The organism is Bacillus sp. EU63 (assembly GCF_038592915.1).
GTDB lineage: Bacteria > Bacillota > Bacilli > Bacillales > Bacillaceae > Bacillus > Bacillus velezensis.
Map to the genome: position 1 here is coordinate 3,578,802 of NZ_CP151944.1, position 20,494 is coordinate 3,599,295.

Here is a 20,494-nt window from a genome sequence, read left to right on the forward strand (position 1 = left end):
AGGTTTTATCATCAGCTCAGTTTGCGTTTTGGAAGCTTGTCCATGTTATCCAGCATGACGCCGGTTCCGACCGCAACACAATCCATCGGGTTCTCAGCGACAAGAACAGGCACCCTCAGCTCTTCGGCAAGAAGCTGGTCAAGCCCGTTTAACAGCGCTCCCCCGCCGGTAATGATAACGCCGCGGTCGATGATGTCAGCGGACAATTCAGGCGGTGTTCTTTCAAGAACCTGCTTGGCGGCCTGCACAATGACGGCAACTGATTCACGAAGGGCTTCTTCTACTTCTTTGCTGTTTACTGTAATCGTTCTCGGCAGACCGGAAACCATGTCACGGCCGCGGATGGTGATTTCTTCATGACGTGCGTCTGGGAAAACCGTTGCGACCTTCACCTTAATATCTTCAGCGGTACGTTCACCGATCAGCAGCTTATACTCGCGTTTGATATAATTTAAGATTTCCATGTCAAACTTGTCCCCAGCCATCTTAATAGAAGAGGAGGTGACAATATCGCCCATAGAAATAACTGCGATATCTGTCGTACCGCCTCCGATGTCAACAACCATGTTACCGCTCGGCTGGAAGATTTCCATACCCGCGCCGATAGCGGCAACTTTCGGTTCTTCTTCAAGGTACACATGCTTTCCGCCGCTTTTTTCAGCTGCTTCTTTAATCGCTTTTTGCTCAACGGATGTAATATTCGTCGGGCAGCAGATCAGCATGCGCGGTTTTGAGAAAAGTCCTTTTACATTCAGCTTATTAATGAAATGTTTCAGCATGGCTTCTGTTACTTCGAAGTCTGCGATTACGCCGTCTTTCAGCGGACGGATCGCAACAATATTCCCAGGTGTACGTCCAACCATTCGTCTGGCTTCTTCACCGACAGCCAGCACTTTGCCGCTGTTTTTATCAAGTGCCACAACGGAAGGCTCATTCAGAACAATTCCTTTTCCTTTTACATGGATCAGTACATTTGCAGTACCGAGGTCAATTCCAATATCCCTTGCAAACATCTATTTATATCCTCCTTGATATCTGTTTCACAGTAAAATATCCACATTGTGCCCTAATTATATATATTATCATAATTTATCAAAAAAAAGCTGCTGAACGATATAAGTTCTTGACAAAATTTTGCGGATATTCGCGAAACCCCCGGGAGGAGAAAAAAGGGCCCGGCAGACGTCAGGCGCTACGGCTGCTGAACGGGCTCCCCTTCAAGAATTTCATCCTTCTTGTACTTTAATTTCGTCGCCTCTCCCCCTCTTAAATGTCTGATGGATTTATGATAATCGAGTATTTCTTTTACTTCATTCGCCAAGTCAGGATTAATTTCAGGCAGGCGCTCCGTCAGATCTTTGTGTACGGTACTTTTGGAAACACCAAACTCTTTCGCAATGACACGAACGGTTTTTTTCGTCTCCACGATATACTTACCAATCTTGATTGTTCGCTCTTTGATGTAATCGTGCACACCACTCGACCTCCCCAGTTGGATGTGAGAAGTGTGAAATGAGATCCGTATTCTGTAACAGATTCACTGATGATGCAGCTTCTTCGTTGTCCGATTATATAAGAAGGTTTTAGAAATATGCCCACGATCCCTCACCTCAAACACTCTCTTTGATAGGTTTGTAACAGTGTATTAGCAATGAATTGGGAATATGCTAAAAACTCAATAAGGACAAGGGGCGGGTCATAATTTTCTGCTTTTTGAACGGGGGGTTTACATCCGCGCGATCCTGCTGTAGAATGAAACAGCACAATTAGTTACTTAGGTAAGTTTTTTGAAAAGGAGAACGGAAATGATCCACGTCAACAGACGCCTCATTCATCAAATCAATCAATGCGCCCGCCTGATTACGAAGAAAGCCAATGAACGGCTGGAACCATTCGGCCTGTACTCCTCTCAATGGTCAATCCTATATTGCTTAAAAACGATCGGGCCGATGACCCAAAAAGAAATCTGGTCCTATCTGAACGTAGAGGCGCCGACCGTTACCAGAACGATCAAACGCCTTGAAGAAAACGGCTGGATTCAGCGGGAACAGGGAGAAGACAAGCGGGAAAAGCTCGTCGTCCTAACGAAGGAAGCTGAATTGAAATACGACAGCATCAATCAAGAGATGCTGAAGTTCGAGGAAGACATGCTTGCGGATTTCCAAGATGGAGATAAGGAAGCTTTTTCTGAGTTTCTGAATGTGTTTTTAACGAAATAATAAAGAAAGGGAAGTGCTGTACTTTTGAGTAAATCTGACTCGATCTGGACCAAAGATTTTATTATGGTCGTACTCGTGAATTTATTTGTCTTTGTGTTCTTTTATACATTTTTGGCCGTGCTGCCTATCTATATGATTCAGGAGCTTGGCGGCAGTGAATCGCAAGGAGGGCTTTTGATCAGCCTGTTCCTGTTATCTGCTATTATCACCCGTCCTTTTTCAGGGGCGATTATTGAACGGTTCGGCAAGAAAAGAATGACGATTGTATCTCTGGCGCTGTTCGCCCTGTCTTCTTATCTGTATTTGCCGATACACAATTTCTATCTGCTGCTCGGACTGCGTTTTTTCCAAGGCATCTGGTTCAGCATTTTAACGACGGTCACGGGCGCAATTGCCGCTGACCTTATTCCCGCCAAGCGGCGCGGCGAGGGGCTCGGTTACTTTGCGATGTCTATGAACCTTGCCATGGCGATCGGTCCGTTTCTCGGACTGAGCCTTGTGAAAATCATATCGTTCCCGGTTTTCTTTACGCTTTTTGCTGTATTTGTTTCTTTAGGCTTGCTGATTGCTTTTATGATTCGTGTGCCGGATCAAAACAACAGCGGAACGACTGTCTTCCGTTTTTCTTTCTCCGACATGTTTGAAAAAGGCGCGCTTAAAATCGCGATTGTCGGGTTGTCCATTTCTTTCTGTTATTCAAGTGTGACTTCATATTTATCCGTGTATGCAAAGACGATCCACCTGTTGGATGTCAGCGGCTATTTCTTCGTCTGTTTCGCCGTGACGATGATGGCCGCCCGTCCTTTCACAGGAAAGTTGTTTGACAGAGTGGGGCCGGGAATCGTCATCTATCCGTCGATTATCGTGTTCTCCGCGGGGCTTTGCATGCTGGCGATGACAAACAGCGCCTTCATGCTTCTCTTGTCCGGTGCCGTAATCGGTCTCGGATACGGCTCTATCGTACCGTGTATGCAGACGCTGGCGATTCAGAATTCGCCCGGACACCGTTCAGGCTTTGCGACGGCGACCTTCTTCACTTTCTTTGACAGCGGGATTGCCGGCGGGTCATATGTATTCGGCCTCTTCGTCGCTTCGGCCGGATTCCATTCGATTTATCTGGCAGCGGGGCTGTTCGTCCTGATTGCTTTGCTCCTGTATGGCTGGAGCCAGAAAAAAAGAACGCCGCTTGAAGCGGACGGAAACGTTTCAATCGCAGACTGATATGACAAAAAGCCGGGGGCAGCCCCCGGCTTTTTTTATTCGGCCGCTCTTTCCCGCACGATTCGTCCCGCCGCTTTTACATAAGGAGGATGAATATACATAAGCGCCGTATAACCGAGACATGACAAAATGACACCCGCAAACCAGGAGATATCATAGATGCCGGCGAACGCCGGGACGTACATCCCGATTAAAGAAATAAACGCGCCGAGAAAAGTCGCGGCAAAGGCCCGGTAATTATAGCCTTTGTAATAAGTGTATTGTCCGGTTTCCGAATAAAGGTCTTCAACTGAGAGCTGCCTTTTTCTGATGATAAAATAATCAGCCATCATCACCCCGGCCACCGGTCCGAGCATCCCGCCGATGAGTCCGAGAAACGCATAAACATTCGTGGCGCTCTCCATCAGCTTCCACGGTATTGTGAACAGAGCCAAAACGGCGGTCAAATACCCTCCCCTCCTGAATGTAATATACTTCGGCAGGACATTCGCCAAGTCATAGGCCGGTGACACGATGTTTGCCGCCACGTTAACCGAGACGGCGGCGATGCAAAGTGTGATGACCGAAAGAGCGATAACAAAAGGATTATCAAACCGGGCCAAAATCTCCACCACATCCCAAATCGGTTCTCCGAATGCTACCTGTGATCCGGATGTCACCGTGATGCTCGCAAACGCGAACAGCGCAAACGTTCCCGGCAGGCCGTAAAACTGGCCGCGAATCTGTTCTTTTTGCGACGCGGCGAACCGGGTGAAGTCAGGAATATTCAAAATCAATGTCGCCCATATCCCGATAATGCCCGTCACTCCGGCGGCAAACGGCCAAAACGTTTCAGAAAATGTATGGAACTTTCCCGGCTGTGAGTAAATCGGACCGAGCCCGCCGGCAATATCTATCGCCCACCAGACCATGCCGCCGAAGACGAGATAAACAAGCGGGCCCGCCCACACTTCAAATTTTTTGATTGATTCCATGCCGTGCCGCAGCACAAGCAGATGAATGCCCCAAAAGAAAATGAACGACAGAAAGCCCGGCAGATGAAGCCCGAATATATTCCAATCTCCGCCGAGACTCCCCCAGCCAGGCCATATGTTCAAAAGCAGAATGTGTAAAGCCGTACTCCCGGCAAATGTTTGAATTCCGAGCCACATGATGGCTGTAAACGCCCTGAGAAGCGCCGGAATGTTAGCGCCGTATATTCCGTAAGAAGCCCTGATAATGACCGGAAAAGGCAGGCCGTATTTCGTTCCGGCATGGCCGTTCAAGGCCAAAGCGGCGAACAAAATCAGTGACGCCGTCACGATAATGGCGAGCACCTGCCACGGAGAAAGGCCGATCGCAATGAGCCCGCCCACAGTCGCGTAGGTCGGGATATTATGAATACACCCCATCCAGATGGATGCAAAATTCACTGCTTTCCATGTCCGTTCGCCGTCTTCTAAAGGCAGTAAATCTTTGTTGCTTAGCCGATCACTCGTTGTTTTTGTCATTTTCTCCCTCCCGCATGTACGTTTTCCTTACATCACATGTGAAAAAATATAACTGGAAATTCCGTAAATAACATTGGTCGCTGTCGACAATAATCGTTTTGATTTTTGAGCACATTACACAAAAAAAGAGACGGGGAGAGCCCGTCTCTTTTTGTTGCGCCTGCCTGTTAAGAGGCTTTTTTGAGGAGAACCGAAAACCGGAATGCCATCAAAAGGCTTACGGCGCCGACAACGATAAGAATCGTGCCGAGCATATGAAAATGGCCGGCGGTAATTTCTTTTCCGAAAAGAATGCCCAAAATGACAGAAGACAAAATCGAACCGAGATACCGGCAGGTCTGAAACAGGCCGGACGTTGTTCCGACCATGTCGGCGGGGCTCGTTTTCAGCATGGCCGCCTGAAACGTGACATTTCCGAAGCCGTAGCCGACACCCAGCACGGACAGGATCAGCCCTTTTCCTATCATAGGCGCCTGAAGAAAGAAAAACGTTAACAGCACCGCCCCGATCGCGGTCAGGCAGGTTCCGGCAACAATCGGCTGAAGAAGCCCTTTCTTATCTATCCATTTTCCGGTCAGAGGCGACACCAGAATACTCATGCCCGACATAAACAGCATAATCAATCCGCTTGTCTGAACGGACAAATGCATTTCATCCTGAAAATAGCTCGGAAGCCCGAAAAAGATGCAGTAAAAGAATATATTCAGCAAAATAAATTGAATATACACCGACGATAGTTTCCGATGCGTTTTAAACAGCCTGACATCAATAAACGGCTTCTCTGTTTTCAGCTCGCGCCAGATAAACAGCCCGACAAACAAAAGCCCGAATACACCTTCTGTATAATGAGGCTTCGTACTGAAGGACAATAAAAACGACAGGAGAAGGATAATCGCCCCGGCAAACAGGAGTATCCCGATCGTATCAAGCTGGCGGAGCACGCCTTTCAAGCGGCCGATCTCGCGTTTTTCATCTTTCGGAAACATATACATTCCGAGAAAAAAGCTGAGAATGATAAACGGCAGATTGACGAAAAAGATCGCCGGCCACCCTCCCCAAACGATCAGAAAACCGCCGAGAGTCGGACCGAGCGCCGTCATGGCAGATGCAAAGATTGACAGGACGGCCAGCGCCGAAGCCTGCTTCTCCCGTATATTTGAACGGATCAATCCGACGCCGGACGGATATATCGCACTGCTACCGATCGATTGAAAAAGCCGCATGATCAGCAAAGTCATGAAAGTCGGCGCAAACGGCGCGCCGACCGCCGAGACGGCAACAAGCAGAAGCCCGATCAAAAACAGCTTCTTCCTGCCGAGCATATCACCGAGCTTCCCGGTAACAGGCTGCGCCACCGCACTGGCAAGATAAAAGGACGATATCAGCCAGGACACCGTTGTAAACGACAGGTGAAATTCATGCTGAATACTGTGAAGCGCAAGAGAAATCATCGACGAGTTCAATGGGTTCAGCATCGTCCCCGAAGCCACGGCCGTCAAGAACAGGACGCGGCTTTTTTTGGAGATTGTCATTTTGTCTGTGCGATAAATTCTTCCGTCGTCCGGCTTCTGCCGATTTTCGGGAAGATAAACTTGAGTGTCGCTTCATGCTGTTCATCACTGAATGTCGCCATCGCGTCAGTTACGAAAACTTGCTGATATCCGAGCTGAAAAGCTTCCCGCGCCGTGCTTTCCACACCGATGTTTGTCGCAATCCCGCATAACACAATCGTGTCGATTCCCCGTCTTCTGAGCTGAAGGTCCAGGTCCGTGCCGAAAAACGCGCCCCACTGCCGTTTTGTTACCTTATAATCGTTTTCTTTCACTCCGATTTCAGGCACAAATTCAGCCCAATCCGCCGGCGGAGCCGAATGGCCCGCCGCCTCTTCATCCGTCAGCGGCTTCAGCGCATCCGCTCCGTCATGAAAATCCACGTTCACAAAGCTGATAAATCCGCCTTTTTCCCGGAACACATCAATTAATTTTTTCGCGTTCGGCACAACGGTACCGCTTTTATCCATCGGCACAATACCTTTTTGTAAATCAATAATGACCAAAGCCGTTTTTTCAAATTGCAGATTCAATGATGTTGTCATAATGATTCCTCCTGATGCAGTTAGTGTTTCTCACCCCGTTTATTTTACTCTTTCCCGGACAGGATTTCTTCCGCCATGCTCCGGCGCTCTTTTTATGGATATAAAGTCGCATGACACCCCTTTGAAAAAGCGACATTATGAACGCAAAAAACCATGTTAGATAACCTTACACGAAAATGTTTTATCGTTCTTTTTTCTCTATAATAATGAATTAATCACGATTACATTTTGAATGAGACGGAGGAATACAACATGCAGATGGGCGATACAGTATTTATGTTCTTTTGCGCTTTACTCGTGTGGCTGATGACCCCCGGGCTGGCTTTGTTTTACGGCGGAATGGTAAAAAGCAAAAACGTGCTCAGCACGGCGATGCACAGTTTTTCTTCCCTCGCCATCGTATCCGTCGTTTGGGTTTTGTACGGATATTCACTTGCTTTTGCCCCCGGGAATACATGGCTTGGCGGGATTGAATGGGCCGGGCTGAAGGGGGTCGGCTTTGAACCCGGAAGTTACAGTGATACGATCCCGCATTCATTATTCATGATGTTCCAAATGACGTTTGCCGTACTGACGACGGCCATTATTTCCGGAGCATTTGCTGAACGCATGAGATTCAGTGCTTTTCTTGTATTTTCCTTTTTGTGGGCTTCCCTCGTATATACGCCCGTTGCGCATTGGGTATGGGGCGGCGGCTGGATCGGCCAAATGGGCGCTCTTGACTTCGCAGGCGGAAACGTCGTCCACATTTCTTCCGGGGTCGCCGGGCTCGTGCTGGCGATTGTGCTCGGGAAACGCAAGGACGGCACGGCGGCTTCGCCTCACAACTTAATTTACACGTTCTTGGGCGGGGCGCTCATTTGGTTCGGATGGTTCGGCTTCAATGTCGGCAGCGCCCTCACGCTTGACAGTATCGCGATGTTTGCCTTCATTAACACAAACACCGCGGCTGCGGCCGGAATTATCGGCTGGATTTTAATCGAATGGATGCTGAACAAAAAACCGACCATGCTGGGCGCTGTATCAGGCGCTATTGCCGGGCTTGTCGCCATTACGCCGGCTGCCGGGTTCGTTACGCCGTTCTCTTCCATCGTAATCGGCTTCATCGGCGGGCTTGTCTGCTTCTGGGGCGTTTATTGGCTCAAAAAGACTTTCGGTTATGATGATGCGCTTGACGCTTTCGGCCTGCATGGAATCGGGGGGACATGGGGCGGCATCGCGACCGGTTTATTCGCCACCACTTCCGTCAATGACGGCGGGGCAAACGGGCTGTTTTACGGCGATCCGGGACTGCTCTGGAAGCAGATTGCGGCCATTGCGGCGACCTATGTATTTGTATTTATTGTCACTTTCGTTATCATTAAAATTGTAGGTCTGTTCATTCCCCTGCGCGCCAGTGAAGAAGAAGAGTCACTCGGGCTTGATTTAACGATGCACGGGGAAAAAGCATATCAGGACTTATAAAGTGAGGAGTGGCTTAGATGAGCGGTCAAATGTTCAAGGTAGAAATCGTTACGCGTCCGGCTAAGTTTGAAACATTAAAACAGGAACTCGGTAAAATCGGAGTCACATCGCTGACCTTCTCCAACGTACACGGCTGCGGCCTTCAAAAAGCCCACACCGAACTATACCGCGGAGTCAAAATTGAAAGCAATGTATATGAACGGCTGAAAGTGGAAATCGTTGTCAGCAAGGTCCCCGTTGATCAAGTGGTGGAAACGGCGAAAAAAGTGCTGAAAACGGGAGAGCCCGGAGACGGAAAAATATTCGTCTATGAAATCGGAAACACGATTAATATCCGCACCGGAGAAGAAGGACCAGAAGCTTTATAAACAGACAGAACGCCCGGAGACAGCATATCCCGGGCGTTTTTTTTTTCGGACTCCATTAAAAAGAAGAAACCTTTTTTTCATGCGGGACAGGCCGCTTATGCCGTACGGGTTGTTTTTTCGCATATGTACTGATATTGACCAGTATGCCGCACAAAAACAGCGTCATAATCAATGAAGAACCGCCGTAGCTGATAAACGGAAGCGGCACACCGGTAACCGGGAGGAGTCCACTCATCGCTCCCAAATTCAATACAACCTGAAACATTAATTGAAACGTAATTCCGATGGCAAGAAGCTTCCCGAACGGGTCATCAGCCCGCACGGCCGTTTTTACGCCGAGAAGCATTAACGCAAAATATAATCCCAAAACGATCAGAACACCGAATATCCCCAGCTCTTCGCTGATCACGGCCATAATGAAATCAGTATGCGCCTCAGGCAGATAGTTCATTTTTTCAACACTGTTTCCAAGCCCTCTTCCGAAAAACCCGCCTCCGGAAATAGCAAAATAGGATTGAATCAGCTGATAGCCGTCCCCGTTCGTGTCACCAAACGGATTGGTAAAGGAAACGAGGCGCTTCACACGATAGGAAGCGGAAAATGCGAGATAAACAACCCCGGACACCGCCGTCGCGCCGAGCACGAACAGATGGCGCTTTTTCAAGCCGGCACATAATAAAATCGACCCGCACGCCGCCAGGATTAAGGAAGCCGTCCCTAAATCAGGCTCCGCCAATGTCAGCAGAAAAGCGGTCCCCAAAATCACTAAAGGCGGCAGAACCCCTTTCACAAATTGATGAATGTACGGCTGCTTTTTCGTATAAATCGAAGCGAAATACAAAATCATCGCGATCTTCGCCAATTCAGACGGCTGTACGACAACCGGGCCCGCTCCCAGCCACCTGCGGGAAAAATTCCGCTCCAGCCCGATTCCCGGTATCAATACGAGCAGCAGCAATACCAGCGAACCGACCACAAACAGCGGTACAAGCCGCGCATACCGCTTATACGGCAGACAGGCGGCAAATAGAAATAAGCATAATCCGATCAGTAAAGAGGTACTTTGTTTATGGAAGAAATAGGATGGATCTCCGTACCGCTGAGACCCCATCACATCACTGGCGCTGTACACCATTAACAAGCCGAATCCGCAAAGCAGCATAATGACAAACACAAGCGGCAGATCGGCATTTTTCAAACGTTTCAGCAACGGACAAAACTCCTTCGGCTATTCTTTTCCCGCATACTTGACGCACAGTAATACAGTCACGTTTCATTCTGTTTACTTTTTTATGATTATTTTTAATACCAATTGTGTCTCATAGAAAAAAGCATTACACTGTTCATATAAAATAAAGATAAAAGGTGATATTTGTGAATTACGAACTGTTTAAAGCGATCAATGGTTTGTCGCACCATAGCGCCATTCTCGACTCTATCATGGTATTTATAACGGAATACGCCATTTACGCCTACGCCCTTTTCCTGCTTGCCATGTGGCTGTTCGGAAGCACAAAAGGCAGACAAAACGCCCTGTACGCGGGCTTCACGGGTGTTGCGGCGCTTATCGTCAACTACCTCATCACGAAGATCTATATCGAGCCGCGCCCCTTTGTCGAGCATACGGTTCATACACTGATCCCTCATGCCGCGGATGCTTCATTTCCGAGTGACCATACGACAGGCGCTTTGGCGATTTCAATTGCGATTCTGTTCCGCAACAAAAAACTCGGCTGGCCGCTTGTGATTTTCGGCCTTTTGACCGGCTTCTCAAGAATTTGGGTCGGCCACCACTATCCGATCGATGTGCTCGGAAGCATTATCGTTTCCCTCATTGTCGGATTCCTGCTGTTCAGATTTTCAAATGTGCTTCGTCCGATTGTCGATCTGATCGTGCGAATCTATGAAAGTATCGTTCATAAAAACAAATCGACAAACCATAATATATAAAAAAAGCCGGCGTCTGTCACAGACTGCCGGTTTTTGTATGTTTGGCTGTATGCTTTTTCCTTTGTAAAGCACAGAATGCGGCAATGCCGAGACTGTCAATCAGCACATCGCGGAGGCATCCGTTTCTGCCGAAAAAGAGCTGGACGATTTCTGTCAGGAAAGCGGCGGCCAATGCATACAGCACCGCCCTCTTCATGCGCCTGCTCTCTCTGAAAAACAAATAGGCGAGCACAAAAAATGAAAACGCGTGCCCGAGCTTTTGAATCGCCGCTTCCGGTATTGCGAGCTCCGCCATATCGAACACAAAGAAACCGGACACATCCGGATGGGGCGTGAAACGGAAGGACACCGTCTGCGACACAACCATATCGTGAAAGCTTTCAGTCAAAGCAGAAACGAAAACAAAGACGAGCCACCCGGCCGCCAGACATTTATTCATTCAGCATCTCCTTCGTTTTCTACTAGTATAAAGGCACATGCGGCAATATGAAAAGCGCCTATCAGAGCTGATAGACGCTTTGGGATCAAGATTACTTGCCCGAATCTTTCATTGAGCCGTCATCTTTACCATCTGTCTTGTCTTTTGTGCCGTCTTCTTTGTCACCTGGTTTTTCTTCGGTTTCTTTTTTAGGCGTCACATCTTTTTTCTCGGAAGACTGCTGAATTGACCCTTCCGTTTCTTCTGTTACAGCGTTTTTCTCTTCAGCCGCCGCTTTTTCAATTGATGTTACCGGCTTGTCCATAAAATTGAGCGGGTTCATCGCTACGCCGTCCTTGCGGATTTCAAAGTGCACGTGATTTCCGCTTTCTTCACTGTAAAGATTTTTTCCGGATTTACCGATGACCTGGTTCTGCTTTACTTTGTCGCCCTGGTCCACGCTGACTTCAGATAAAGACTGATAGACAGTAGACAGGCCGTCTGAGTGTTCAATTTCAACCACATACCCCAGTACAGGGTCTTTAGCAGCTTTAACAACCGTACCGCTCAGAGAAGCAGAAACATCAAATGATTTTCCGTCTTTCTCAGCTAAGTCAATTCCTTTACTGAGGCTGTACGTGTTATTATAGTTAACAAGTGCTGCTTCTTTCTCTTTTTTTGCGGCATCAGATTCGTAAAACTTTTTCACAACAGAAACATTTTCAGAATGAGCAGCCGGCATTGCGACGTTTTCCATTGACTTGCCTACTTCGACGGCATCGTCTTTGCCGCTGTCATACGCGGAGTTTCCGCCGTTGTTCGTCAGATTGTCCTTCACATCATTCGAAACGGATTGATACCAAAGGACAGCTGTTAAAATGACGGCCGCACTGACTAAGTAGATTGCAGGGAATATCCAGCGTTTGCGAAAAAACCGCTGAAGTTTTTTGACTTGAGAAGTTTTCTTTTCTTCCTCTCTCATTTGTTCATCACCTCAGCAACATTCTGAACACTTTTCTGAAAATATATACACATCCATAAAAAACTTTTTTGGAAATAGTATGTGCAGATTGCACTTATTTATGTAATGAAATGTGAAGGGAGATCCCGGAATATGAATTTGACCCTGCGCAAAGCCGTATTGGAGGATTTAGATGCGGTGGTGGCCATTTACAACTCGACGATTGCCTCACGAATGGTAACGGCTGATACGGAAGAAGTAACGCCCGCAGACCGGATGGATTGGTTTCTGCGGCACACGGACCGGCGCCCGCTGATGGTCGCGGAAGATGAAACCGGCAAAGTGGCGGCCTGGATCAGCTTTGAAACGTTTTACGGCCGTCCGGCCTATGACAAAACGGCGGAGATCAGCATCTATCTGCATCAGGATTGCCGCGGCAAAGGAGCAGGAAGCTTTCTGCTGAAAGAAGCCCTGGCACTCGCTCCGGCAATCGGCATCCGCAGCCTGATGGCTTTTATCTTCGGACATAATGTGCCGAGCATTAAGCTGTTTGAAAAATTCGGTTTTACCGAATGGGGCGTATTCCCGGGTATCGCCGAAATGGACGGAAAACGATATGACTTGAACATTTTAGGGAGAGAACTGTCATGATCACCATCGATAAAGACAAAGACGAAAACCAGCCGCTCAATAAAAAAGCCCGTTCCCTTGCCGACATCGCCAAATGGGGAAAGATCACCGCCGTGTTTCTGATCATCACGGGCTCTCTTTCCGCTCTGTCAGCCATTGTGACGCTGCTCGGAGCCATTCCAGGTGTTCTGCTCATCATTTCCGGCGTCATGCTGATGCGCTCGGCAAAAGCGGCTGCCGCCCTTCAGGAAGGACTAGAAGAAAACGCGGAAGAAAATATGCTTGCACATTACGCGTCATTTATCAAAATGCAGTTTTTTTACGCGGCATCCAGTGTGGTACTGGGCATTCTCGCTTTTATTTTAGTCGTCATCTTCGCTGTCATCGGAATTATGGCTTATTACAGCACTGATACGTATGACACGCCTGATTCATATTACTATGAGAACGACCCTGTGTTTGAATGACAAAAAGAGCTGATCGCGCGTCAGCTCTTTTTTAATAAAGCATTTCTTTTTTCCGGTCTTCTTCCGTTAAAAATTCAATAAAGCTCTTCATCGCAGACGGCTCCTCGGCAATCAGCCGGGTATAGGCGCTTTTCCGTTCCTCAGACAGAATATCGCTTTTTCTGATCCTGTTCAGCATATAAAGGCGGATCGTTTTTTGCACCTGTTTCCGCTGATAGCCGGCTTCCTTAAAAAACGCAAGACCCAGAGCCGCAAGGAGGGCAAAAATGCCGGCCGATACGAGAGCTCCTCTCCCGGAAGGGGCCTGAATTAAAAGCGATGCCAGATGAAACAGACTAAAAGCGGCGAGCGGGAAAGCAAGAAAACGGTAAATGATGCTTTTTTTCATCAGCGGCGCGATGGCGATTTGTATTTTCTGAATTTCTTTTTTTATGAATCCCGGCAATTGTTCCGCATGCTCCAGCTTCATGCCCTCTCCCCTTTGCTGTCATTTTTGTCTTCTTTTTCATATATGCATATTTTACCGCACCCGGAACTTTCTTTGAAAGAAAACTGCATTCATCTTTGATTCCGGCTCTTTATTCTTTCAAAATGTCAATGTTATAATTTGAAATGGGAATCAGATTGCTGCACTTGTCGGAATACTAATGGGCACAGTCTTGATAAATATGATATAGCGGGGTTGCAAAGTGAGCATTTCATTTATTTTATTCGGATTTTTTTTCGTTTTAAATATACTTTTGGCCGTCATCATGATTTTCAAAGAAAGACGCGATGCCAGCGCTTCATGGGCTTGGCTCTTGGTTCTTTTTTTTATTCCCATTTTAGGGTTTATTTTATACCTGTTATTCGGCCATAACCTGAGACGCAAGCATCTGTTTCAATGGGAAGACCGTAAAAAAATCGGGATAGAAAAGCTGCTGAAGTCTCAGCTGAAAGACCTGAAGTCGAGGCAATTCCAATTTAACAACAGGGCGACTGTGGATAATAAAGACCTCATCTATATGCTTGTCATGAACAACCACGCAGTCTTTACAGAGGATAATTCGGTGGAGATTTTAACGGACGGGCGCGATAAGTTCAAACGCTTAATGAAGGACATTTCCAACGCAAAAGATCACATTCACCTTCAATACTATATTTATAAAGGTGATGAACTGGGAAAAAAATTGCGCAATGCCTTAGTGAAAAAAGCACGGGAAGGCGTAAAGGTCAGAGTGTTATATGATGAACTCGGTTCAAGATCACTCAGAAAAAAATTCTTCAAACCGCTGCGGGACGCCGGCGGCCATGTGGAAGTCTTTTTTCCTTCCAGGCTTCGTCCGATTAATTTGCGGCTCAATTATCGGAATCACCGCAAGCTCGTCATCATTGACGGCGAAACCGGCTATGTCGGCGGCTTTAACGTCGGAGATGAATATCTCGGGCTGAATCCTAAATTCGGCTACTGGCGCGATACGCACCTCAGACTTCAAGGCACGGCGGTACACGCCATTCAGACACGGTTTATTCTCGATTGGAACCAAGCTTCCCATCACCATACGCTCACTTACGTTCCGAATCATTTTCCGGAATGCGAGCCGAAGGGCAATGTCGGGATGCAGATTGTCACGAGCGGACCGGATTCAGAATGGGAACAAATTAAAAACGGCTATATCAAGATGATCTCAACGGCCAAACGGTCGATCCTGATTCAGACGCCTTACTTTATTCCTGACTCAAGTCTTTTGGATGCCCTCAGGATCGCCTGTCTGTCAGGCATTGACGTCAAAATCATGATTCCGAACAAGCCGGATCACGCTTTCGTTTACTGGGCGACTTTATCTTACATCGGCGATCTTTTGAAAGCCGGAGCCTCAGTCTACATTTACGATAACGGCTTTATTCATGCAAAAACAATTGTCGTCGATGATGAGACGGCTTCAGTCGGTACGGCGAATATCGACGTCAGAAGCTTCAGACTTAATTTTGAAGTCAACGCCTTTATTTATGACGTCACCATCGCGAAAAAACTCATTTCCTCATTTAAAGAAGATCTGCTCGTCTCCAGAAAATATACGTATGAAGAATATCAGGAGCGTTCGCTGCGGATCCGCATTAAAGAATCGATTTCAAGACTTCTGTCGCCGATTTTGTAATTCCCGGGGTGTTTCTCGGGAATTTTCTGATATAAAAACGGACACGGCTTGAAAAAACACATTTTATATTCAAAAGAATGACCGAATAGTGTATAAATGAAAAGTGAGTATTTTTTTGTAAAGGAGTGCCATAGTTTGAAACCTGAATCAGTGAATCGTTCGCTTATTTCTATTTCGAAATGGGGAAAAGCGACAGGTATTTTGTTTATTATTATAGGCGCGTTTGCGGCGCTTTCAGGCGCGTTTTTCTTTTTAATCGGAGCCATTCCCGGCGTTTTGCAGATCATTGCCGGCATTTTTCTGATGCGCTCGGCAAATGAAGCGGGACAGATGGCGGCGCAGTTCAATGAACTGACAGAGGAACATATGCTGGAGAATTATGCAAAGTTCGTGAAAATGCAGGGGATCTATCTGATCGTGACGGTCGGCTTGTCCGTTCTCGGTATCGTTCTTTTCGTTATCCTCATGACGCTCGGCATCGTGGACGACGCGTTTAATAATATTGATGCCAATACATATTAAAAAGGAAAATCCCGGCGCATCCGCCCGGGATTTTTTCTTATTCCGCTTCTTCGACAACGGTAAAGTTTTTCTGCTTTGGATTTGCCAATACGGCGAACAGCATTGACGCTGTATGCTCCAGCGCGCTTTCCGTTCGGGTCATGGACTCCGTGCTCTCAAGGTCTTGTAAATTCTCGCCTGCTGAAGCGCTGTATGCAGATATTCTTTCGGCAAAAAAGTTTTTTCAAATAAAACTTTTCCTCAGAGTTTCAACTGAAATCACTCAGTTCTGCGAAATAAGGCTATGGCGGTACAAGACCACTCATCATACAGTTTTTTGGGTCTTTGTAATTAAATAACAATTGTTCTTAATATTCACTCATGTATTCATGCTATTATATTGAAAGGAACGATCAAAAGCGTTGGCGTTTGTTAAATATTTACGAGTGCTGCCTCATGTCAAAGTCAGAAAAAATAGTATAGGAGGTAACATATGTTTAAGTTTAAAAAGAAATTCTTAGTGGGATTAACGGCAGCTTTCATGAGTATCAGCATGTTTTCGGCAACCGCCTCTGCAGCTGGCACAGATTACTGGCAAAATTGGACTGACGGGGGCGGAACAGTAAACGCAGTCAATGGCTCTGGCGGGAATTACAGTGTTAATTGGTCTAATACCGGGAATTTCGTTGTTGGTAAAGGCTGGACTACAGGCTCGCCATTTAGAACAATAAACTATAATGCCGGTGTTTGGGCGCCGAATGGCAATGGATATTTGACTTTATATGGCTGGACGAGAGCACCTCTCATCGAATATTATGTGGTGGATTCATGGGGTACTTACAGACCTACCGGAACGTATAAAGGTACTGTAAAGAGTGATGGAGGTACATATGACATATATACAACGACACGTTATAATGCACCTTCCATTGATGGCGATAACACTACTTTTACGCAGTACTGGAGTGTCCGCCAGTCGAAGAGACCGACAGGAAGCAACGCTGCAATCACTTTCAGCAATCATGTTAACGCATGGAAGAGCCATGGAATGAATCTGGGCAGTAATTGGGCTTATCAAGTCTTAGCGACAGAAGGATATAAAAGCAGCGGAAGTTCTAATGTAACAGTGTGGTAACAGCTCATCTTTAATTAGGGGCAGCTAACGGGCTGCTGATCGTTCCTCGAGAAATTTTAAATGATTATTAAGAGGCGAACGGTTTTAGCATTGCTGGAGGCAGGATATCATTTTTTGTTTAACTTGCTCACAGCTGACACCTTCACATAAGCCTTAAGCAAAATAAAAATATCCCGGTAACCGCCTCCTTTAGTTTCGGAGGATTTTTTCATTAAACAGATCGCAATCCCGCATCCAGGCTTGTCTGAATATGGAGCCAATACCGTGATTTCCTCATTACCTCTTGTAAACATTTTTGTTACACCTATAGCGGCATGAACCCATCTCTTTTTAACAAAAGAGATGATTCATTACATCATAAAGGGACTTGCTCGCAAGTTCATTCTCCATTGCCCGCTGTACGCTTCCGAACGTCTCATCGAGCGCGCGCTGAATATTTTTGCCGACCGGACAGTCGGGGTTCGGATTGTCGTGAACCGCAAAAAGCTCTTCCTTATTCTGCACCGCCCTGTAAACCTCTAAGAGGGTGATCTCCGACGGATCTTTTTTCAGGCTGGCTCCCGGAACACCCGCCCGGGATGTCAGAATACCCGCTTTTTTCAGCTGGCTGATCGTTCTCCGCACTACGACGGGATTGGTGTTTACGCTGCCCGCAATCATGTCCGATGACGCCCGTTCATCCGTTGAGATCAGCGATAAAATGTGAATGGCCACAGCAAGACGGCTGTTAATCATGTTTTTCACCACCGTTGTAACCACAATGGTTACATTTCATTTGTTTGTCAACTACTAATATACACTAAAACGGGCGGCAGGATGAAATCAAGTTGGCAATAGAGGGTAAACAGGCCGGCGGGAAACCGGCCGGAGAGGGATTAAAATAAGAAATAACGCTGTCCTAGCGGAACATAACTGACGGGCTGGCATGCCAGCTCTTCTCCGTCGGCGAACACCTGATAGGTTTTCGGATCGACATGTATATTCGGCATCGCGTCATTCAGCTTCATGTCGAGCTTACTCAGCTTACGGATATTCCGTACGGGAGAAATCATTTTTTCAAGGCCGAGCTTTTCCGGCACACCGTTTGCGATACCGGCCTGGGACATAAATGTAATAGAGGTATTTCGGTTTGCTTTACCGTAGGATGCGTACATCTGCCGCATAAACACGGGCTCAGGCGTCGGAATGGAAGCATTCGGATCTCCCATCTGGGCGCGGGCGATCATGCCGCCTTTGAGCACAAGTTCAGGTTTGACGCCGAAGAAAACCGGGTCCCATAGTACGAGGTCGGCGAGCTTCCCTTTTTCAACGGAACCGACTTCATGGCTCAGGCCGTGAGTGACGGCCGGGTTGATCGTGTATTTGGCGATATAGCGTTTGGCGCGCACATTGTCATTGCCGTTTTCTCCTGATAGAGCGCCGCGCTGCTTTTTCATTTTATCGGCAACCTGCCATGTCCGGATAATCACTTCTCCCACCCTGCCCATCGCCTGCGAGTCAGATGACGTCATGCTGATCGCGCCGATATCGTGCAGAATATCCTCCGCCGCAATGGTGGCCGCTCTGATGCGTGAATGACTGAACGCCACGTCTTCAGGCACTTTTGAATCTAAATGATGGCAGACCATCATCATATCAAGATGCTCGTCCATTGTGTTGACGGTATACGGAATCGTCGGCGTCGTAGAGGACGGCAGGATATTGGCGTAAGATGCGAGTTTCATAATATCCGGTGCGTGGCCTCCGCCGGCTCCCTCTATGTGATATGTATGGATAACCCGGTCGCCGATCGCATCAAGCGTATTTTCTAAAAAGCCCGCTTCATTTATCGTGTCTGTATGGATCGCCACCTGAATGTCCGCCTCATCCGCTGCTTCCATGCAAGCTTTAATGGCGCTTGGCGTTGATCCCCAATCTTCATGCAGCTTCAGGCCGATCGCGCCTGCTTCCACCTGCTCGATCAGCGGCGCTTTATCGGATGCATTCCCTTTTCCTAAGAAACCGACGTTGATCGGAAACTCCTCGGCCGCTTCCAGCATTCTCGACATGTACCATGCACCGGATGTACAAGTCGTCGCTTTACTTCCCGTCGCAGGACCCGTTCCGCCGCCGAGAAGCGTGGTCACGCCTGAAGAAAGCGCGACTTCCATCTGCTGCGGGCAGATAAAGTGGATATGCGTATCCACCCCGCCGGCCGTTACGATTTTCCCTTCGCCGGAAATGACTTCTGTTCCGGCACCGATAATCATGTACGGGTCCACCCCATCCATGATATCAGGATTGCCGCTTTTTCCGACGCCGACAATCCGGCCGTCCTTCACCCCGATATCCGCCTTGACGATTCCGGTATAATCCAGGATAACGGCGTTTGTAATGACCAGATCAAGCGCTCCGTCTTTCCCGGTGATACGCCCGTTCTGCCCCATGCCGTCCCGGATTGTTTTCCCTCCGCCGAAAATCATTTCTTCACCGTAATTCGTGAAATCTTTTTCGACTTCAATCCATAAATCCGTATCTCCGAGTCTGACTTTGTCTCCCGTTGTCGGTCCGAACAGTTCTGCGTATTGCTCACGTGACATTTTCATCGGATCGCCTCCTCCATCCATCCGGCTTTTTTAAGATTTGACAGAGTCTTCTCTTTTCCCCGCTCATCCATATACGTATCGGCCATGCCGTTCAGACCTCTGACCGTTTTTCGCCCTCCGATTTCCACGAGCGTGACGGTTTTCTCTTCTCCCGGTTCAAAACGGACAGATGTGCCTGACGGGATATCAAGGCGCATGCCGATTGCTTTGTCCCGATTGAAGGAAAGGGCGCCGTTGGCTTCGGCAAAATGAAAATGCGATCCTATCTGCACTGACCGTGTTCCGTTATTGGTGACTGACACCTCCAGCGTCTTCCGGCCTTCATTAATGGTGATGGTCCCCTTTGCGACTTGAATCGCTCCCGGCTTCATGACTTCACCTCCGCTTTGATCGGCTGATGAACGGTGACAAGCTTAACCCCGTCCGGGAACGTCGCTTCCACCTGAATGCTGTCCAGCATTTCCGGAACGCCTTCCATAACGTCTTTTTCCGTCAATACATTGCGGCCGGATTCCATCAACTCAGCAACGCTTTTTCCGTCTCTCGCGCCTTCCATCAGATAACAGGTCAAATATGCGGCGGCTTCGGGATAATTCAGCAGAACGCCGCGCGCCTTCCGCTGCTTAGCGAGCTCTCCCGCCGTAAAAATAAGCAATTTTTCTTGTTCAACCGGTGTCAGTTTCATCTGTATTCCCCCTTAGTGATAGTCAAACACAATCCGCATGGTCATACCGAAACGATGCAGGCGGCCGTCACCCCCTTCACCTCATGAAATGTTAAGTGATAAAAGTTATTCGACGGTGAACGGCCCGATTCCTTTTGCAGAAATTACCGATTTCTGATTTTTTTCTT

24 protein-coding genes are annotated in these 20,494 nt (G+C 47.7%); 10 read left to right on the top strand and 14 right to left on the bottom strand.

All coding sequences use genetic code 11. The features are described 5' to 3' along the window. Positions 1–11: 11 nt before the first annotated feature. Both mbl and spoIIID read right to left on the bottom strand, forming a co-directional pair. The gene (mbl, locus tag NYE38_RS17920; RefSeq protein WP_003151237.1) at positions 12–1,013 is read right to left on the bottom strand and encodes a cell shape-determining protein Mbl; all 1,002 of its coding nucleotides are present in this window, start codon (positions 1,011–1,013) and stop codon (positions 12–14) included. A gap of 179 nt (positions 1,014–1,192) precedes the next feature. Then, complete coding sequence (gene spoIIID, locus NYE38_RS17925) at positions 1,193–1,474, bottom strand: sporulation transcriptional regulator SpoIIID (RefSeq protein WP_003151236.1); 282 nt, start codon at positions 1,472–1,474, stop codon at positions 1,193–1,195. Positions 1,475–1,805: 331 nt separating this feature from the next. Between spoIIID and NYE38_RS17930 the strand changes: the two genes are divergently transcribed. Further along, positions 1,806–2,219, top strand: a complete 414-nt coding sequence (locus NYE38_RS17930) for a MarR family transcriptional regulator (RefSeq protein WP_007407562.1) — start codon at positions 1,806–1,808, stop codon at positions 2,217–2,219. Between the two features lie 24 nt (positions 2,220–2,243). Beyond that, complete coding sequence (locus tag NYE38_RS17935; RefSeq protein WP_014305989.1) at positions 2,244–3,440, top strand: MFS transporter; 1,197 nt, start codon at positions 2,244–2,246, stop codon at positions 3,438–3,440. Positions 3,441–3,475: 35 nt separating this feature from the next. On the opposite strand, the gene NYE38_RS17940 is transcribed toward NYE38_RS17935, so the two are convergent. The 3 genes from NYE38_RS17940 to NYE38_RS17950 all read right to left on the bottom strand — a co-directional run bounded on the left by NYE38_RS17940 (position 3,476) and on the right by NYE38_RS17950 (position 7,025). After that, complete coding sequence (locus tag NYE38_RS17940; protein ID WP_017418758.1) at positions 3,476–4,930, bottom strand: NCS1 family nucleobase:cation symporter-1; 1,455 nt, start codon at positions 4,928–4,930, stop codon at positions 3,476–3,478. Between the two features lie 167 nt (positions 4,931–5,097). Then, the gene (locus NYE38_RS17945) at positions 5,098–6,462 is read right to left on the bottom strand and encodes an MFS transporter (protein WP_017418757.1); all 1,365 of its coding nucleotides are present in this window, start codon (positions 6,460–6,462) and stop codon (positions 5,098–5,100) included. After that, on the bottom strand, positions 6,459–7,025 hold the full coding sequence (locus NYE38_RS17950; RefSeq protein WP_017418756.1) for an isochorismatase family protein: 567 nt from the start codon (positions 7,023–7,025) through the stop codon (positions 6,459–6,461). The genes NYE38_RS17945 and NYE38_RS17950 overlap by 4 nt, the downstream gene beginning before the upstream one ends. Before the next feature lie 252 nt (positions 7,026–7,277). Between NYE38_RS17950 and NYE38_RS17955 the strand changes: the two genes are divergently transcribed. Beyond that, positions 7,278–8,489: an ammonium transporter gene (locus tag NYE38_RS17955; RefSeq protein ID WP_003151223.1), complete on the top strand. Its 1,212-nt coding sequence runs from the start codon at positions 7,278–7,280 to the stop codon at positions 8,487–8,489. 17 nt (positions 8,490–8,506) lie between these two features. Then, positions 8,507–8,857, top strand: coding sequence for a P-II family nitrogen regulator (locus tag NYE38_RS17960; protein ID WP_014419080.1), 351 nt, complete (start codon positions 8,507–8,509; stop codon positions 8,855–8,857). Between the two features lie 55 nt (positions 8,858–8,912). Here NYE38_RS17960 and ftsW read toward each other — a convergent pair whose 3' ends face one another. After that, positions 8,913–10,067, bottom strand: a complete 1,155-nt coding sequence (gene ftsW / locus NYE38_RS17965) for a putative lipid II flippase FtsW (RefSeq protein ID WP_017418755.1) — start codon at positions 10,065–10,067, stop codon at positions 8,913–8,915. 164 nt (positions 10,068–10,231) lie between these two features. Here ftsW and NYE38_RS17970 point away from each other — a divergent pair, with 164 nt between their 5' ends. Continuing rightward, entirely contained in the window at positions 10,232–10,807 is a 576-nt protein-coding gene (locus NYE38_RS17970; protein ID WP_017418754.1) for an undecaprenyl-diphosphatase, read from the top strand. A 16-nt stretch (positions 10,808–10,823) separates the two neighbouring features. On the opposite strand, the gene NYE38_RS17975 is transcribed toward NYE38_RS17970, so the two are convergent. Both NYE38_RS17975 and NYE38_RS17980 read right to left on the bottom strand, forming a co-directional pair. Continuing rightward, positions 10,824–11,246, bottom strand: coding sequence for a VanZ family protein (locus NYE38_RS17975; protein WP_014419083.1), 423 nt, complete (start codon positions 11,244–11,246; stop codon positions 10,824–10,826). A gap of 91 nt (positions 11,247–11,337) precedes the next feature. Then, positions 11,338–12,207, bottom strand: coding sequence for a M23 family metallopeptidase (locus NYE38_RS17980; protein ID WP_017418752.1), 870 nt, complete (start codon positions 12,205–12,207; stop codon positions 11,338–11,340). A 138-nt stretch (positions 12,208–12,345) separates the two neighbouring features. On the opposite strand from NYE38_RS17980, the gene NYE38_RS17985 reads away from it, so the two are divergent. Continuing rightward, positions 12,346–12,837: a GNAT family N-acetyltransferase gene (locus tag NYE38_RS17985; protein ID WP_087920810.1), complete on the top strand. Its 492-nt coding sequence runs from the start codon at positions 12,346–12,348 to the stop codon at positions 12,835–12,837. After that, positions 12,834–13,283, top strand: a complete 450-nt coding sequence (locus tag NYE38_RS17990; protein ID WP_003151216.1) for a DUF5362 family protein — start codon at positions 12,834–12,836, stop codon at positions 13,281–13,283. Before NYE38_RS17985 ends, NYE38_RS17990 begins: the two co-directional genes overlap by 4 nt. Before the next feature lie 31 nt (positions 13,284–13,314). Here NYE38_RS17990 and NYE38_RS17995 read toward each other — a convergent pair whose 3' ends face one another. After that, positions 13,315–13,752: a DUF5392 family protein gene (locus tag NYE38_RS17995; protein WP_007614328.1), complete on the bottom strand. Its 438-nt coding sequence runs from the start codon at positions 13,750–13,752 to the stop codon at positions 13,315–13,317. A gap of 220 nt (positions 13,753–13,972) precedes the next feature. Between NYE38_RS17995 and cls the strand changes: the two genes are divergently transcribed. The 3 genes from cls (at position 13,973) to xynA (ending at position 17,057) form a co-directional block, all read left to right on the top strand. After that, the gene (gene cls, locus NYE38_RS18000) at positions 13,973–15,421 is read left to right on the top strand and encodes a cardiolipin synthase (protein ID WP_065180292.1); all 1,449 of its coding nucleotides are present in this window, start codon (positions 13,973–13,975) and stop codon (positions 15,419–15,421) included. Positions 15,422–15,556: 135 nt separating this feature from the next. Beyond that, positions 15,557–15,943 (top strand): DUF5362 family protein, encoded by a 387-nt coding sequence (locus NYE38_RS18005; protein WP_063636512.1) that lies wholly within the window; start codon positions 15,557–15,559, stop codon positions 15,941–15,943. A 472-nt stretch (positions 15,944–16,415) separates the two neighbouring features. Then, positions 16,416–17,057: an endo-1,4-beta-xylanase XynA gene (xynA, locus tag NYE38_RS18010; RefSeq protein ID WP_007407578.1), complete on the top strand. Its 642-nt coding sequence runs from the start codon at positions 16,416–16,418 to the stop codon at positions 17,055–17,057. Positions 17,058–17,164: 107 nt separating this feature from the next. Here the strand turns inward: xynA and NYE38_RS18015 are convergent, their stop codons facing one another. The 5 genes from NYE38_RS18015 to ureA all read right to left on the bottom strand — a co-directional run bounded on the left by NYE38_RS18015 (position 17,165) and on the right by ureA (position 20,327). Further along, positions 17,165–17,350 (bottom strand): hypothetical protein, encoded by a 186-nt coding sequence (locus tag NYE38_RS18015; protein WP_017418748.1) that lies wholly within the window; start codon positions 17,348–17,350, stop codon positions 17,165–17,167. Positions 17,351–17,387: 37 nt separating this feature from the next. Then, complete coding sequence (locus tag NYE38_RS18020; RefSeq protein WP_003151203.1) at positions 17,388–17,792, bottom strand: Rrf2 family transcriptional regulator; 405 nt, start codon at positions 17,790–17,792, stop codon at positions 17,388–17,390. A 140-nt stretch (positions 17,793–17,932) separates the two neighbouring features. Beyond that, entirely contained in the window at positions 17,933–19,642 is a 1,710-nt protein-coding gene (gene ureC / locus NYE38_RS18025) for an urease subunit alpha (protein WP_017418747.1), read from the bottom strand. Further along, a complete protein-coding gene (gene ureB / locus NYE38_RS18030; RefSeq protein WP_017418746.1) occupies positions 19,639–20,013 on the bottom strand; it encodes an urease subunit beta in 375 nt (124 codons plus the stop codon). Before ureB ends, ureC begins: the two co-directional genes overlap by 4 nt. After that, a complete protein-coding gene (ureA, locus tag NYE38_RS18035) occupies positions 20,010–20,327 on the bottom strand; it encodes an urease subunit gamma (protein ID WP_007407581.1) in 318 nt (105 codons plus the stop codon). Before ureA ends, ureB begins: the two co-directional genes overlap by 4 nt. Positions 20,328–20,494 lie beyond the last annotated feature (167 nt).